This is a genomic window from Mycobacterium sp. (genome assembly GCF_052143115.1).
Lineage (GTDB): Bacteria > Actinomycetota > Actinomycetes > Mycobacteriales > Mycobacteriaceae > Mycobacterium.
In genome coordinates, this window is record NZ_JBKQTQ010000181.1 from 32,575 (window position 1) to 48,257 (window position 15,683).

Consider the following 15,683-nt stretch of genomic DNA (forward strand, 5'->3'; position numbering starts at 1 on the left):
AAAAGTGGACAAGCGCATCCTCGGAGGCAACCTCGCGGTCTCTGCGATCGGATTGGGCTGCATGGGCATGAGCCGGGGCTTCGGACCGTCGGGGTCCACAGCCGAGATGATCGCGGTGATCCGCGCCGCCGTCGAGCGCGGCGTCACCTTCTTCGACACCGCCGAAGCCTATGGGGACAACGAAGAACTGGTCGGCCAAGCGTTGGCGCCATTCGCGGGGCAGGTGGTGATCGCGACCAAGTTCGGCTTCGCCTTCGGCGCCGACGGCAACATCGCGGGACTGGACAGCCGACCCGAGCACATCAAAGAGGTGGCGGACAACTCGCTGCGGCGGCTCGGCGTTGAGAGCATCGACCTGCTCTACCAGCACCGGGTGGACCCGGAGGTCCCGATCGAGGACGTGGCCGGAACGGTCAGGGAGTTGATCCAAAGCGGCAAGGTGAAGCATTTCGGGATGTCAGAGGCGTCGGCCGAGATCATTCGTCGCGCCCACACCGTGCAACCGGTGACGGCTGTGCAAAGCGAATACTCACTGTGGTGGCGCGAACCCGAGGAGAAAATACTGCCGACGTTGGCCGAACTCGGCATCGGCTTCGTGCCGTACAGCCCGCTGGGCAAAGGCTTCCTGACCGGAAGCATCGGCGAGAACACGCAATTCGACAGCTCCGACATCCGCACCAGCATTCCGCGGTTTGCCGCGGATGTCCGGGGGGCCAACCGTGCCGTGGTTGACCTACTGCAGGTGATCGCCTCCCGCAAGGGTGCGACACCCGGCCAGATTGCTTTGGCCTGGCTGCTCGCGCAGCAGCCGTGGATCGTGCCGATCCCCGGCACCCGGCGCCTGGAACGACTGGAGGAAAACCTCGGGGCAGCCGATGTCGAGCTGAGCGCCGACGACCTGCGCGAGATCGACGACGCCGCAGCGCATATCGAGGTGCAGGGCGCGCGCTATCCCGACTTCATGCAGCGGTTGATCGGACGCTGACCCGACGCGCCACCTCGCCATACCGTTCGACGCGCCGCTGATCGCCCAGGGCGCTGAGAGAGTTGTACAGCACGAGCCGAGTCGCGATGTTGGCGTATTTCTCGGTGAGCGCGTCGGCTAAACCGTCCCAGGTCGATTCGGTGGCAAAGGCCGCGATGTGCTCGTCGGTGATCTGCGCCGCCATGCCGGCGAAATCGCCGACCTTTTGCTTCTCCCGAATCCGAGCGGTCGTCCCCTCGAAGCCGGCTTCGTCCCAGATAAACGCGTAGTTGGGTGTGCTTCCGTAGAAGCTCATGCTGGCTCGCACGAGTTCTCGTTCTTTGTGGCGCTCTTCGTCGCTGTCGCCGACGATCGTCATCACCGGGACGATGACGGCGATGTCCGACATCGCGCGCCCCGCCTTCGCTGCGCCTTCGGCGACGTTCGGCAGAGCGCGGCGGATGAGGTAGCCGGGCTCGCCGAGCGGATGGATATGCACCCCGTCGGCCACCTCGCCCGCCATCCGCAGCATCCACGGATTCACGGCCGCAATATCCACTTTGGGATCAGCCGCGTCAATGGGCCCGGCGCTCCACTGCGGCGTAATGAAATCGAGGTGGTAAAACTCGCCGTGGTGATCAAGCTTCCCGGTGCGAAACGCGGAGAAGCACGCCTTGACAGCCAGCAGGTAGTCGCGCAGTCGTGGGCCGGGCCGTTCGAAGTCCACGCCATAGCGCCGCACGACATGAGTGCGCACCTGCGTGCCCAGACCAAGCCGAAACTTCCCGCAGGTTGCTTCTTGAAGCTCCCATGCCGCAGCCGCTGTGACGAAAGGACTGCGCGGAAAAGCCACCGCGACGCCGGTGGATAGCTCGAGGGCGGGCGCGGCCTGCGAGGCAACGGCGGCGTTGAGGTAGGCGGTGCGGCCCGTCTCGGTGAACAACAGACCGGAGAACCCGGCGGATTGTATTCGTCGGGCGAGGTCACCGATCTGGCCCAGCGGTGCCGGAGTCGTCATCGCATCGATGCGCATGGTGGGAGCCTAGGGCGCGCATGTCGACTCGGACGCGGATCAACCTGCCAGGTTCGCCCCGAAGAACTCGCGCATCGCCGTCCAATGCCGGTCGGCGGCGGCGGCGTCATAGGACGCGTTGTCCGGCACGGCGTACCCGTGCGCGGCCGGATAGGTCTCGATCTTGTGGTCGACGCCGGCCGCCGTCAGCGCCTTCTCGAGCTGTTCGGCGTGTTCGGCGGTGAACGATCCGTCGTTCTCCGCGCCGGCCACATACACCACGGCCTGGATGTCGTCGGCGCGCAGATGCGGGCTGTCCTCGCAGTCGGTTACCAGCCCGCCCCCGTGGAAAGACGCCGCGGCGGCGACCCGGTCCGGAAGACGTCCGGCGACCACCACCGCAGTCCGTCCGCCCATGCAGTAGCCGGTGAGGCCGAATCTGTCCCCGCTCACCTCCGGGCGAGCGACCAGGTAGTCGAAGAACGCCGCGGCGTCGGTGGCCATCGTGTCCGGGGTGATGCTGCCGATCATCGACATCAGCCGTTTGCGCTGCTCGGGATCGCTGAAAGCGGTCTTCATGTCGATGGGTTCCCAATCGCCGAGGCGGTAGTAGACGTCGGGCAGCAGCACCGCATAACCGAAGTCGGCCAGCTTGGCGGCCATCTCGTCGAAGGTATCGCGCACGCCGCCGGCGTCGGGATACATGACCACCCCGGGCCAGGGCCCCTCGCCCTCGGGGGTGAACAGGCGGACGGTACAGGTGCCGTCGGGAGTGGTGACGGTGTCGGTGATATTCGGCATGCCATCCGTTCTACCCCCCGGAGTTGGACGTGAGTTCATCGGCGTCGACCCGCCGCGCCCGGCTTCGCCGCGGTTGCGATCGCCGCGAATTAATCGGCGTCGACCCGCCGTGCCCGGCTTCGCCGCGCTTGTGATCGCCGCTAAGCTGACCGCGTGCCTATCGCCACGCCGTACGAGGATCTACTGCGCCTGGTACTCGAGCGGGGCACACCGAAGGCCGACCGCACCGGCACCGGAACTCGCAGCCTGTTCGGCCACCAGATGCGGTACGACCTGTCGGCCGGCTTCCCGCTGATCACCACCAAGAAGGTGCACCTGAAGTCGGTGGTGTACGAGTTGCTGTGGTTTTTGCGCGGCGACTCAAACGTCGGCTGGTTGCAGCAGCACGGAGTCACGATCTGGGACGAATGGGCCAGCGACACAGGCGATCTCGGTCCGGTCTACGGCGTGCAGTGGCGATCCTGGCCGACGCCTTCCGGTGAACAGGTCGACCAGATCAGCGCAGCGTTGCAGCTGCTGCGGACCGATCCGGATTCCCGACGCATCATCGTGTCGGCGTGGAATGTCGGCGAGATCCCGCAGATGGCGTTGGCGCCGTGTCATGTGCTGTTTCAGTTCTATGTGGCCGACGGCCGGCTCAGCTGTCAGCTTTACCAGCGCAGCGCCGACCTGTTTCTCGGTGTGCCGTTCAACATCGCCAGTTATGCGCTGCTGACCCACATGATGGCCGCGCAATCCGGTTTGGCGGTCGGCGAGTTCATCTGGACCGGCGGTGACTGCCACATTTACGACAACCACGTCGAGCAGGTCACCGAGCAGCTGAGCCGCGATCCGCGGCCTTACCCGAAACTGGTTTTGGCGCATCGCGATTCGATCTTCGACTACACCTACGACGATATCGTCGTGCAGAACTACCACCCACATCCGGCGATCAAAGCCCCCGTCGCCGTATGAGCCGCGCGTGAGCCAACTGGGCCTGATCTGGGCTCAGTCGACGTCGGGAGTCATCGGCCGCAGCGGCGGTATTCCGTGGCAGTTGCCGGAGGACCTGATCCGCTTCAAAGCCGTCACGATGGGTCACACCGTGGTGATGGGCCGGCGCACCTGGGAGTCGCTGCCGGCAAAGTTTCGGCCTTTGCCGGGCCGCAGAAATGTCGTGCTGACCCATCAGACCGGCTTCGTTGCTGAGGGCGCGACGGTGGTGCGAAGTCTCGACGAGGCACTGACCGACCCGGACACCTGGGTCGTGGGCGGCGAACAGATTTATACGCTGGCGATACCGCGTGCCGGCCGCTGCGAGGTTACCGAGGTCGACATCGATCTGCCACGCGATGACGGCGATGTCGTCGCTCCGGTGCTCGACGAGACGTGGGTCGGCACGACAGGGGAGTGGGAGACCAGCCGCACGGGACTGCGCTACCGGTTCCACAGCTACCGTCGGCGGTAGCGCTCACCTCGGCGCGCGCGGCATGACCGTGACATACTCGACTTAGGGTCCGTTACCAGGCGATTTCAGAAGGGGGAGTTACAGTGGAGCCCGAAGCCGCGAGGAGGTTTTCTCGCACGTTGGGGGGTTATAAACCGGCTGCGGTTGACGCCTACATCGAGATGCTGACCACCAAGCAGCAGTTGCTGTTCGACGACGTCGAGAGCCTGAGGGCCCGGCTGAAAGACCTCGACGATGAATCAGCCGGCTTGCGCAAGGAGGTGACCCTCCTCACGGACACTTCACCGTCGCCGCACGCGGTCCAACAACGGATGGCAAAGATGCTGCGGCAGGCCGTCGACGAGGTCTCGGAGATGCGGGCGGAAGCGCGCACCGAGGCAGCGGCGCTGATCGCGGATGCCCAGGCCGAGGCCGACGCCGAGCAGCAAAAGCACAAAGAACTACTGGCGGACTTGGGTGCGCAGCTAAACGCCCGCCAAGCGGAATATGACGAAGCCAAAGCAAAGGTCGCGGCCGAATTGGACAGGATGACCGCTGAAACTCAATCGGCGATCGAGGAGGCCTGGCAGGACGCCCAGCAGGAACGTGAGCAGCTTCTCGCCGACGCGAAGTTGGAGGCTGATCACTATCGTGAGGAGGCCCGGCGGGCGGTGGACGAGGCGAGTCAGCAGCGGATCACGATTCTGGAGCAACTGATGGGCGTGTACCGCGACCTGGAAGGGGTTCCGGCCACTCTTGAGACGGCCTACCAGGAACTCAAGAATCCGCCGGAGGAAAGCAGCGCAGCGCCGTCGGACGAGAAAGTCACCGCTGGCTGAGCTCGCGATAATCTCGGCGCTGTGACCCTGCCCGTTAGGCTGACCGCCGCGCAGGCCCGGCGGATAGCCGTTGCGGCCCAAGGATTTAGCGAGCCGCGGCCCGGTGGGTCGATCACCCGCGCGCACCTGAGACGGCTGATCTCGCGCATCCAGGTGCTGCAGCTCGACTCGGTATCGGTCGCGGTGCGCGCCCATTACGCACCGGTGTTCAGCCGGCTCGGTCCCTATGACAGGGCTGTTCTGGACCGTGCGGCCTGGGATCACTCCGCCCGCTCGCCGCGGCTGCTGGTGGAGTACTGGGCGCACGAGGCCGCGCTGATGGCCGTCGACGACTGGCCGTTGCTGCGCTGGCGGATGCGTCAATACCGGCACGGCCGGTGGGGCACCCACATCGTGAAGGCCAACCCGCAGCTCGCCGACAAGATCGTCGCCGCCGTCACCGAACTCGGTCCGAGTACCGCGGGGCAAATCGAGGCGCATCTGGCCGCCGAGCCCCGCGGTCCGAGGGGAGCTTGGTGGGGGAGCCGCAGCGACACCAAGTGGGTCGCCGAGGCGTTGTTCGCCGCCGGGGTGTTCACCACATCGACCCGGGTCGGGTTCGCGCGGCACTACGACCTGACGGAGCGGGTGTTGCCGCCCGATGTGCTGGCGCGGGAGGTCGACGAGGACGACGCCGTCCGAGAGCTCACGCGGCGGGCGGCGACCGCGCTCGGTGTGGGCACCGAGGCCGACATCCGCGACTACTTCCGGCTGGCCGCAGGACAGGCCAAGCCGGCGATCGCCAAACTGGTGGCCGACGGCGAGCTGGAGCGCGTCGACGTCGACGGCTGGTCGGCGCCAGCGTATTTGCCAGCGGGGCAGACGATTCCGCGGCGTGATCGCGGCACGGCGCTGTTGTGCCCGTTCGACCCGCTGATCTTTTTCCGTCCGCGGGTGGAGCGGCTCTTCGAATTCCACTACCGTATCGAGATCTACACGCCGGCCAACAAGCGGCAATTCGGCTATTACGTGTGGCCGTTTCTGCTGGACGGTGAGTTGGTCGGGCGGGTCGACCTCAAGGCCGACCGTGCCGCGGATGCCCTTCACGTCGTGGGGGCGTTCGTCGAGCCGGGTCGCTCGCCGTCGCGGGTGGCCGCAGCGCTGACATCGGAGCTTGCGACGATGGCGTCGTGGCTGGGATTGGGTGGCGTAACCGTTGGCGACCGCGGCGATTTGGCTGGCGAATTGCGCTCGGCATGACTTCGGGCAAACGCGTGCGGCTGCCGGTGGCTCCCGAGCTGACCGACGGGCCGGATCTGGTTCTGCGGCAACCGCTTCCGGGCGACGTGGACGATATCGTCGCGCAATGCCGAGACCCGGAGTTTCAGCGTTGGACGAGGGTCCCGGTGCCGTACCACGAGTCAGACGCGCACGACTTCCTGAAACGGGTCGCCGAGGGCTGGCGGGCCAATGTGGCGATGTTTGCCGTCGCGTACCGGGGACGGTTCTCGGGCAGCGTGGAGTTGCGGTTCGACGGCATCGGTGGTGCCGAAGTCGGTTACGGACTTGCCCCGTGGGCACGGGGCACGGGCGTAATGACTCGCGCGCTCCGGCTACTCCTGGCTTGGGGTTTCGGGCTGCCGGGCATCGAGGTGGTGTATTGGCGTGCGCAGGTGGGCAACTGGGCGTCGCGGCGGGTCGCCGGGCGATGCGGGTTCCGGATCGACGGGACCGTCCGCGGTCTGCTCGAACAGCGCGGCGAGCGGCGCGACGCCTGGATCGGCTCACTGCGCCGCGGTGAGCCGCTGACCGGGCAGCCGGACTCACCGGCGCACGGCAGTTAGGCGTTGATGTTGACCTTCAATTCGCGTGGGTAGAGTCGCCATATCGCATGCGGGTGGCTGTCCATTCTCGCCTGCAGCGCCAGGAGCTCGCCCTGAAAGCGCAACATGGCTGCCCTTGCATAGTCGTCCAGCGCGATGTCATTGAAGTTATGCATCAGTCGGCGCCGGTGCACATTCAGGATGTAGTTTGCGTTGACCAGGCGCTGGTAAACGTCGAGTGGCTCGGACCGGAAATCTTGATATATCCGTGCCGGCTGGCGGTGTATCCACAGCTGATAGTTCCACATATGACTGCCGAGGATCTCGTGTTGCACGGTCACCAAATACAGTTGGCCGGCCAGCATCCGCGCGAACGTGTCCCAGGTGACGTTCTTGCGGTTGACGTCAACGCCGTTGGGAAGAAGCACGTTAAGTTCATCGAGCCAACCCATCACGTTGGCGTCGTTTTGCAGGGCCTTGGTGTCGGCGTAGTAAATCTTCAGATAGTCGCACACGAATTGGTGCATGACATCGAACAGCTGCTTCAGGTTGTCTTGCGTCGGTGTCGCGAAGCTCACGCCGCGCACATAGCGCGAATTACCGTCCTTCTCGGGGTCGTTGACGCTGTGCTGATATTGCGTGTAGGTGTCGTCAAATAATTCGCACATGCCCTTGAAAGTGAAGCTGAAGGTGGTCTCGAAGTCGCCACCGGGTGCCATCTGCCCCCGGGTGACCATGTCGTTGCTTTGCATGGTGCCGAAAATGTATGGCCACAGCAGCCTGAACAGCGAGTGTTTGGTGGGGAGTCTGTTGCGGGTCGCGATGGCCAACTGCGCGCCGCCTGCCAAGTGCACCCAGTTGAAGTGGCGCACGAGCGACAGGTGCGTCGATGCGGCACACAATGCGATCTTGCAGGCCTGGTCCCACTCTGGATCGGTGGGCTCGATTTTTCCCAGCGCGCACTCGATGCGATAGGCCTGCAGCTCATGTCGCACTGGATCCTCGCGGAACACCACCCGCGAACCGATCTTTACCAGCCCCGGGTGGTGCTCGTAGTCGTTGAGCATGCGAAGGTCCCACTCCCACGGAGCGTTGATTCTCGGGCGGCGGGTGTAGCAGGCGAACGGACCGCGTACCGCCAGCGAGCCGAGGTCCGGGCTGCCCAGATATTCGGCCGGTAGTTCGGGGTCATGGAAGAGTCTGCGGCGCAGACCGTTGAAAGCTCGCTTCAACGCCACCTGCGGGTCGGCGCTGATTGGTGGCAGGCCCGGCAGCATGGGTGAAAGGGCGGTGCTGTAAAGCCGGACCTGAAAGTCATAGAACTTGGCGGGCACTGGGGTGCGTTCATCACGGGGAACCTGGGCGCGCGGGCAAACCATCACCTTGTGCACCTCCACATAGGGAATCGCCTCGCTCATCGGCTTCGGCTCGATGCCCCCCGACTTAGCCGGCGGCTTTGGGATTTTGACCGGCTTGGCAAAGAAAAATTTTACGAAGGTGATGAAATCCCAAATCTTGCGTCGGACAAACCATCTCAGCATTCGCGCTCCCGAAGTTCCTCAGGCCTGGCGGTACGCGTCGCCGCGCCACGGGTCAGGCTTCAAATCGGCGTCCCACTCGCGTAGTGGATGCCGCTTCGGATCGAGCTCGGGTGCTTCGTCCCAGGGCTCGAAGGCGTTCTTGATATTGGCCAGTCCGGTATCCGCGAGTTCAGGGTAGTGACGCAGGATCACGGTCTTGAAGTCGGTTCGGTCGATCCAGCGCAGACCTTCCGGGGTGTAGACCTCTTCGTTGTAGCAGTCGGTAAAGAAACGGTCAGCCTGCAGGCGGCGGCTCGCGCTCACGATGAAGATCTGAAACACCGTCTCGCCGAAACCGAAGCCTGTGGGCCGGCGGTCTTTGGCTTCGGCCAGTGTGCCGATCAGCAGATCGAGGTCCTCGACCTTGTCCCGATCGACGTCGCCGTAAACAGTCCTCAACTTCGTCAGAACATCGGGGTCGTCCGTCAGGTCGTCGAAGCTCTGAATCGGAGTCAGCCCCAGCTGATTGCGGAAATCGTTGTAACGCGGTACGCCGCGTTCGCGTGCACGCACGATATCCACGGTGCCTATGTCCAAGAACGGGTTGCCCGCGACGCTGAGCTCTTGCATGAAGCGCGGATAGTTGTTGAGCACCAACTTCCCCGGGTGCTGGTTGCCGAACGAGTAGAACAGGTCCGACATCGCGTGGGCCTTCGTTATTACGACGGAGCCGCGCTGGCGCGTGGCGGGTAGAGGCACCTCCTGCGGGGGGCCCTTTTGGTCGCGGCTGAGCAGCTGCAGCGTCTCGGGCAGCAGCGAATGCAGACGGTAGACCTCAACGAATTCTTCGGACAGCCCGAACACGCAGCCGTGTCTGTTGATTGGGTTGCCGACAATGCCACCGAGCTCGGGGTTTCGTATGTTCACCTCGGACAATGTCTTGCGCGCCTTGCCCTTACAAAATTTGTAGGTCAGCAAGCCGTACCAGTTTGAGTTCAGCCCCGTTTCGAGCGCCTGGTTGGGCAGAATGGCCGGGGTCCATTCGATGGAATGGATCTTGGCCATCACCCCGGCGTTGATCAGCCGTGCGACGTTGAAGAGGCGGTTGTCGTCCCAGGTGGGGTAGGCGTCGTACAACATGTCGCAGATTGCGTTGTGTTCGCGCACGAAAAGGGTGTGCAACATCGTCAGGCCCACCCACCAGTTGCGCCTGAAGCCGGTGTCCTCCACGTTGGTGCCGCGCTCAAGCGGCAGCGTGCCGTCCTCGCGCAAGTTCATCTTGCCCATCTGGCGGCTGCGCAGGCGGTTCTGGGTGGCCTGGTCGCTGCCGTAGATCTGCGAGCCGTCCCACCAATGGGTGACCTCGTTGATCGAACTCGTGCAAGCCGGCTCCTCCGGACCATCGCGCGTCGGGTCGGGCTGGGTCTTGCCGATCACCAATTCGGTCTGCTGGTAGCGACGGTGTGCCGGGTCGTCATTGGGCAGCGTCACCGTGATGGATGCCTTAGGGTCGGTGTCGCCATGATTGATCCAGTCGTGGTTCATGAACTGGATCCACGACGCGGCCAACAGGTTAAGGAAATCAATCGTTTCTACTTTTGGTTTGCCGTCTTCGTCGTCCGGGCGGGCGAGCAGCTCAAGGCTGATCCTGCGCGGATCCGGCGTGAGCAGTCGCTCGTCCGGCTCGGGGCAGGTTGCCGATAGGTCGACGTTGCGCAGGAAGCGCGTGCAGGCGGCGCCTTCCTTCGGATCCGTAAGGTTATTCCAGCTTCCGTCGGCAGTGCGGAAATGGGTGACGCCCAGCGGCGGTCGCTGGCCCGCTTCCTGGAAGGCAACCAGAGCCCCGGCCGGGTAGGTGCTTTTCAAGTTGTGTGCGTTCAGTTGCTCACGCATGTACGCCAATATCAGGACTCCCAGCAGCCACGGGCGGCGGTACCAGTTGGTCCATACCTCCCCGCGGTAGCCGAATACCCGGCCCACCAGCTCGATTATCCAATCCATGACCTTCGTCGATACAACACCGAGCGCATTGCCCAGGAAGAGACGCAGTCGCCTGAAGCAACCGTGTCCCGGACGGTGACGCGGAGGCCTGGGCAGGTCACCGTCGCGTACCGGAGAACGCTCCAGCAGCGTCTCGCGCTTGAAGTACACCGGTTTCGGTATCTCGACGTTGATCTTGGCGGTGGCGTTGGCGTCCGCGAGGGCGAGCATGGCGCGCCAGTCCCGGCAGTCGTCGGGCGTCCCGCCGGCTTGGATCGCCGCTTTGTAGTGACGCACAGCGCCGAGGTAATCCTCACCCTTGAAGCAATCCAGCCCCGCCTGCGCGTCCTGATTGCCGTTCGGTGGTACCGGCCCCGCGTTGGGGGACATAAGAAGCTCCTTGCGTGGCAAATAACCGAACTAAAACGTACTCGATGTGGGTGGAAATTACGGCGTAAAACCCGCAATTCACCAGCGGGAAGGCTGATTATCGCCAATTTGCTTAATCATTTAGGTGAAAAGCATAGGAGGGTTACTTGGATGGTGCCGGCCAAAAGTGTTGCCCGCGTGTGTCGTGGGCCAAACGCCTGCTTCCGCAGCCCCGTGGGTCGATAATCTTCAGTGTTGGTGCATCGGGGGGGTCCGCACCACGGGTTTAGTGGCGGGAGAGGCGGATGGGGCCAGCAGGCGCAGTGTGCCGAGCGTGCGGCACTGAGCTTCGCCACGGCGCCCGGTTCTGCGACTCCTGCGGAGCGCCTGCGCCACAAGCTGGAGAACAGCCGGAGTTCAAGCAGGTGACGGTGTTGTTCGCCGATGTGGTGAATTCTCTGGCGATCGCCTCGGCGGTGGGGGCGGAGCGGTTGCGCGAGATCATGGCCGACGTCTTCGGCTGCGCGGCGGCGATTACTCGGCGCTACGGTGGCACGGTCGATAAGTTCACCGGCGACGGCATCATGGCGTTGTTCGGGGCGCCAGTTGCGCTGGAAGATCACGCTTTTCGAGCCTGCCTGGCGGCTTTGGATATCCAAGAGCAAATCGCGCTGCTGGCCGACGAAGTACAGCGCCGCGATGCCGTCGTGCTGCGGCTGCGGGTCGGGCTGAACTCGGGCCGAGTGATCGCCGGGGAAATCAGTTCTGACGCGAGGGCATACACCGCGGTCGGCGAGCAGGTCGGGTTGGCGCAGCGGATGGAATCCGTCGCCCCGCCCGGCGGGGTGATGCTCAGCGAGTCCACCGCGCGGCTGGTCGAACACGTCACCGTGCTGGGGGCGCCCGAGTCGGTACACGTCAAGGGCACCGAAGAGCCGTTACCGGCGCGTCGACTGCTTGGGGCCGCGGCGGAGCGCATCGGGATCGGCCGACGCGAGCCGACCCTGGTAGGACGCACCTGGGTGATGAACACCGTCGCCGGCATCCTCGAGCAGGCGATCAGCGGTGCGGGATGTGTGGCCGGCGTGGTCGGGCCACCCGGTATCGGCAAGAGTCGCATCATGCGCGAGGCCGTGACGCTGGCGACCGGCCGCGGGGTCGACGTGTTTTCCGTCGCCTGCGAATCCCATACTCGCGATGTCCCGTTCCGTCTGGTCGCGCGACTGCTGCGCACGGTATTCGGAGTCAGCGGGCTCGACGATCAGGCGGGTCGGGCGCAGGTCCGGGCCCGCATCCCCGACGCCAACCCCGAGGATCTGCTGCTGCTCGACGACCTGCTCGGAATCGGCGACTCCGACGCCGCGGCGCCCGCCATAACCGCCGATGCCCGTCGGCGACGGTTGGCAGCTCTGTTGAACGCCGCCCTCTTGGCGCGCACCACGCCGGCGCTGTATGTGATCGAGGACTTGCACTGGATCGACGAGGTCAGCGAGGCCATGCTCGCTGAGTTCGTCACCGTTGTACCGCAAAGCCATTCGCTCGTGTTGATGGCTTATCGACCCGAATACCGGGGCGCGCTGTCGCGGACACCGGGCGCACAGACGATCTCCCTGGCGCCGCTCAACGCGGCGCAGACCGCGGCGTTGACCACCGAGCTGCTGGGTACCGACTCGTCGGTGCGCGCTCTGGCCGGGCAAATCGCCGAACGAGCCGCCGGGAACCCGTTCTTCGCCGAGGAGATGGTTCGTGATCTGGCTCAACGCGGGGTGCTCGATGGCGATCGCGGCGCCTACCTCTGCCGCGATGACGCCGCCGACATCACTGTGCCGGGCACGCTGCAGGCCACCATCGCCGCCCGCATCGACCGCCTCGGTAGGCCGGCCAAACACTTCCTGTACGCCGCCGCGGTTGTCGGCGCGCGATTCAGGGCTGAGCTGGTGGCCCCCGTGATCGATGACATCGACGTTGGGGAGGCGATTGCCGAGTTGCTCCAGGTGGAGCTGATCGATCAGGTGATGTTCACTCCGCGGGCCCAGTACGCGTTTCGGCACCCGCTGATCCGAACGGTCGCCTACGAGTCACAGTTGAAGGCCGGACGCACCGAGTTGCACCGCCGCTTGGCCGTCGCGATCGAACAGCAGGATCCCGGGGCGGCCGACGAGAACGCCGCCTTGATTGCCGAAAACCTCGAAGCCGCTGGGGATTTGCGTGCGGCGTTCGACTGGCATATGCGCGCCGGCGCCTGGTCGGCCTTTCGCGATATTCGCGCGGCCCGCACCAACTGGCAGCGTGCACGCCAGGTCGCTGACCGGCTACCCGCCGACGTCCCGTATCGGGCATCGCTGCAGATCGCGCCGCGTAACCTGCTCTGCGGCACCCTGTGGCGAACCGGTGGCAGCGTCGCCGCCACGGGTTTCGACGAACTGCGAGATCTGTGCACAGCGGCTGATGACAAAGTGTCGCTGGCGATCGGTATGACCGGGTTCATCATGGCGCTGACGTTTCACAACCGTTTCCGCGAGGCGGCCCAGGTGGCCTCCGAGCAGAGCGAGCTGCTGGAATCGATCGGAGATCCGACGCTGACCGTCGCTCTGCTGTTCGCGGCGATCTACGCCAAATGTCAGGCGGGCGAGATGACCGAGGCGCTGCGATTGTCGAACCGGCTCATCGATTTGGCCGATGGCGACGCCACGAAGGGCGACTTGATCTTCGGTTCACCGCTGAGTACCGCGATCGCGATGCGCGGACACGTCAAGATGTGCCTGGGAATCCGAGGATGGCTGGACGACGCCGCCGACTCAATCGCGATGGCTGCTCCGCTGGATCCGACCAGTTACGTGTTCGCCCTGCTCTGGAAATACGTCGCCTCTATACCTTTCGGGGCGCTGCCGGCCGATGCGACCGCTATGCGTGAGACCACCGAGGCACTGCGCATCGCCGAAAGTTCCAGCGACGACTTCGTCCTCGGCATGGGTCGACTCTGCCGGGGCCTCGTTCTGGTTGTCGGCGAAGGCCCGCAACGTGAGGCGGGTCTCGACCTATTCAGCCAAGCCCGCGATATGGCCGTGGCGGAGCGGTTCTCGCTGAGCGCGCTGACGATCGTCGAGCCTGAGTTCGCACTGGAGGGGGCCCGCACCGGCGATCTCGATGGCGCCATTGAATTGATGCGGGGAGTCGTGGGTGGGGCGTACGAAAGCGGCGATATGATCTGGCGCGGCAGGGCCACCGAAGTTCTGGTGCAACTGCTGGTCCGACGCGGCTCCAGTGGCGACCAGAGCGAAGCACAGGCCGCGATCGACCAACTGGCCGCCGTACCCACCGATCCCGGTTTCGTGCTCCACGAACTGCCGCTGTTGCGCTCGCGGGCGCTGCTCGCGCTTGCGCGTCGCGACGAAAGCAGCTGCCGAAAACTCTTGGAACAACACCGCGCCAAGGCGGCAGCCGCAGGCTTCGATGCTCTGATAACCGATATGGACTCGAATTTAACCGCAGCACAGCATAATTCGGTGGGCGAGTGATGACAGGGCTGGGCGAACGCGCCGTCGTTCTCGGTGCGAGCATGGGTGGGCTGCTGGCCGCGAGGGTCCTGGCCGATTTCTTTGAAACCGTCACTGTCGTCGAGCGGGATGCGCTGCCGGACGACGACCCCGCTGTCCGACGCGGGGTACCGCAGGCGCGTCATGTTCATGTTCTGCTGGCCCGCGGAGCGCAGATCTTGGATGAGCTCTTCCCCGGGTTTCTCGATGAACTGGTTGCCGACGGAGCTCCCGTTTGGGACGACGGAGAGCTGTCCAAGTTGCACCTGTCTTTCGGCGGCCACGACATACTCCGCTCGGGCACGGTGGCCAAGGAGCCCAAGGCACTGGCGATCCACATGCCGAGCAGGCCGTTTTTGGAATGCCATGTCCGGCGGCGCCTGCGGGCGATGAGCAACGTGACGATCCTCAGCGGCCACGAGGTGGCCGAGGTGACGACGACTCCGGATCGTAGGCGCGTCAGCCGAGTGCGGGTGGTCGATTCCGACGGTGCCAAACGAGAGTTAACGGCCGATGTCGTCATGGACGCGATGGGACGCGGCGCGCATACACCGGCTTTGCTGGAGAGATTCGGCTATGGCCGGCCGGTCGAGGACCACATCGTCATGCACACGAACTACGTAAGCCAACTGCTCCGAATCCCGCACGGCACCTTTCGCGAGATGCTTGTCGACATCGGCCCCGCGCCGGACAGGCCAACCGGAATGTTTCTGACCGGCTATGAGAACGACACGTGGATGTTCACGGTCTTCGGGATGGTGGGGCACCAGCCGCCTCGTGACTTGGCCGGGATGCTGTCATTCGCCCAGGAGTACTGCCCCGACCACCTGATCGCCGCGATGCGGGCCGCCGAACCGGTCAGCGAGGTGGCGCATCACCATATGCCGTCCAGCCAGTGGCGACGCTACGACAAAATGCCCGAACTACCCGATGGTCTGTTGGTGTGCGGGGATGCCATCTGCAGTGTCAACCCCATCTACGGGCAAGGAATGACGCTCGCCGCGTTGCAGGCTGTCGCGCTGCGGGAATCTCTGCGTGCTGGCGGCGCGGATCTCGCGCGGCGATACTTTCGCGCCTCCGCGAAACCGATTGAGGTGGCCTGGCAGATGGTAGCGAGCCTGGACCTGGCTTTCCCGGCGGTGGCAGGTCGACGGTCGAGATGGATGCGCATTGCCACCCGGCTGATGGACTGGGCGATGGCAGCCTCTGAGTCCGATCTCGTTGTCGCCGTGCGCTTCTTCAGAGTCAACAGCCTGATCGACTCCCCGATTCGCCTGCTGCACCCCGCGTTTCTGTACCGGGTGGCCGTCGTCAACGTGCGCCGCCGGAGAGCTGATCGGCAACCTCGGCGAGTCGCTGACTGGGAAGCCGGACGAGCCGGCTAACGACACGCAGAACCCTCCGTCTGCGTGGCCGTCTGCGCTGCGGCCGAAC

The 15,683-nt window shown here is 64.7% G+C and carries 12 protein-coding genes; 8 read left to right on the forward strand and 4 right to left on the reverse strand.

What is annotated here, in order from left to right:
• The first annotated feature begins 4 nt into the window (after positions 1–4).
• The gene (locus ACLQI9_RS18430; RefSeq protein ID WP_442378561.1) at positions 5–985 is read left to right on the forward strand and encodes an aldo/keto reductase; all 981 of its coding nucleotides are present in this window, start codon (positions 5–7) and stop codon (positions 983–985) included.
• Here the strand turns inward: ACLQI9_RS18430 and ACLQI9_RS18435 are convergent.
• Together ACLQI9_RS18435 and ACLQI9_RS18440 are read right to left on the reverse strand one after the other, a co-directional pair.
• Positions 960–1,997 carry a TIGR03617 family F420-dependent LLM class oxidoreductase gene (locus ACLQI9_RS18435; RefSeq protein ID WP_442378560.1) on the reverse strand — a complete coding sequence of 346 codons (1,038 nt, stop codon included), beginning with the start codon at positions 1,995–1,997 and terminating at the stop codon, positions 960–962. The two genes, ACLQI9_RS18430 and ACLQI9_RS18435, sit on opposite strands and share 26 nt — an antisense overlap.
• A gap of 39 nt (positions 1,998–2,036) precedes the next feature.
• Complete coding sequence (locus ACLQI9_RS18440) at positions 2,037–2,777, reverse strand: dienelactone hydrolase family protein (protein ID WP_442378559.1); 741 nt, start codon at positions 2,775–2,777, stop codon at positions 2,037–2,039.
• Between the two features lie 153 nt (positions 2,778–2,930).
• Here ACLQI9_RS18440 and ACLQI9_RS18445 point away from each other — a divergent pair, with 153 nt between their 5' ends.
• The 5 genes from ACLQI9_RS18445 (at position 2,931) to ACLQI9_RS18465 (ending at position 6,865) form a co-directional block, all read left to right on the forward strand.
• Complete coding sequence (locus ACLQI9_RS18445) at positions 2,931–3,731, forward strand: thymidylate synthase (protein WP_442378558.1); 801 nt, start codon at positions 2,931–2,933, stop codon at positions 3,729–3,731.
• Positions 3,732–3,738: 7 nt separating this feature from the next.
• Positions 3,739–4,224 (forward strand): dihydrofolate reductase, encoded by a 486-nt coding sequence (locus ACLQI9_RS18450; RefSeq protein ID WP_442378557.1) that lies wholly within the window; start codon positions 3,739–3,741, stop codon positions 4,222–4,224.
• An 83-nt stretch (positions 4,225–4,307) separates the two neighbouring features.
• On the forward strand, positions 4,308–5,042 hold the full coding sequence (locus ACLQI9_RS18455; RefSeq protein ID WP_442378556.1) for a cell division protein DivIVA: 735 nt from the start codon (positions 4,308–4,310) through the stop codon (positions 5,040–5,042).
• A 27-nt stretch (positions 5,043–5,069) separates the two neighbouring features.
• Positions 5,070–6,281 (forward strand): winged helix-turn-helix domain-containing protein, encoded by a 1,212-nt coding sequence (locus ACLQI9_RS18460; protein WP_442378604.1) that lies wholly within the window; start codon positions 5,070–5,072, stop codon positions 6,279–6,281.
• A complete protein-coding gene (locus tag ACLQI9_RS18465) occupies positions 6,278–6,865 on the forward strand; it encodes a GNAT family N-acetyltransferase (RefSeq protein ID WP_442378555.1) in 588 nt (195 codons plus the stop codon). The genes ACLQI9_RS18460 and ACLQI9_RS18465 overlap by 4 nt, the downstream gene beginning before the upstream one ends.
• Here ACLQI9_RS18465 and ACLQI9_RS18470 read toward each other — a convergent pair.
• Together ACLQI9_RS18470 and ACLQI9_RS18475 are read right to left on the reverse strand one after the other, a co-directional pair.
• Complete coding sequence (locus ACLQI9_RS18470; RefSeq protein ID WP_442378554.1) at positions 6,862–8,262, reverse strand: lipoxygenase family protein; 1,401 nt, start codon at positions 8,260–8,262, stop codon at positions 6,862–6,864. The two genes, ACLQI9_RS18465 and ACLQI9_RS18470, sit on opposite strands and share 4 nt — an antisense overlap.
• 141 nt (positions 8,263–8,403) lie before the next feature.
• A complete protein-coding gene (locus tag ACLQI9_RS18475; protein WP_442378553.1) occupies positions 8,404–10,734 on the reverse strand; it encodes a peroxidase family protein in 2,331 nt (776 codons plus the stop codon).
• Positions 10,735–11,018: 284 nt separating this feature from the next.
• Here ACLQI9_RS18475 and ACLQI9_RS18480 point away from each other — a divergent pair, with 284 nt between their 5' ends.
• Together ACLQI9_RS18480 and ACLQI9_RS18485 are read left to right on the forward strand one after the other, a co-directional pair.
• Positions 11,019–14,231 (forward strand): adenylate/guanylate cyclase domain-containing protein, encoded by a 3,213-nt coding sequence (locus ACLQI9_RS18480; protein ID WP_442378552.1) that lies wholly within the window; start codon positions 11,019–11,021, stop codon positions 14,229–14,231.
• Positions 14,231–15,634 (forward strand): FAD-dependent oxidoreductase, encoded by a 1,404-nt coding sequence (locus ACLQI9_RS18485; RefSeq protein ID WP_442378551.1) that lies wholly within the window; start codon positions 14,231–14,233, stop codon positions 15,632–15,634. The genes ACLQI9_RS18480 and ACLQI9_RS18485 overlap by 1 nt, the downstream gene beginning before the upstream one ends.
• Positions 15,635–15,683: the final 49 nt, after the last annotated feature.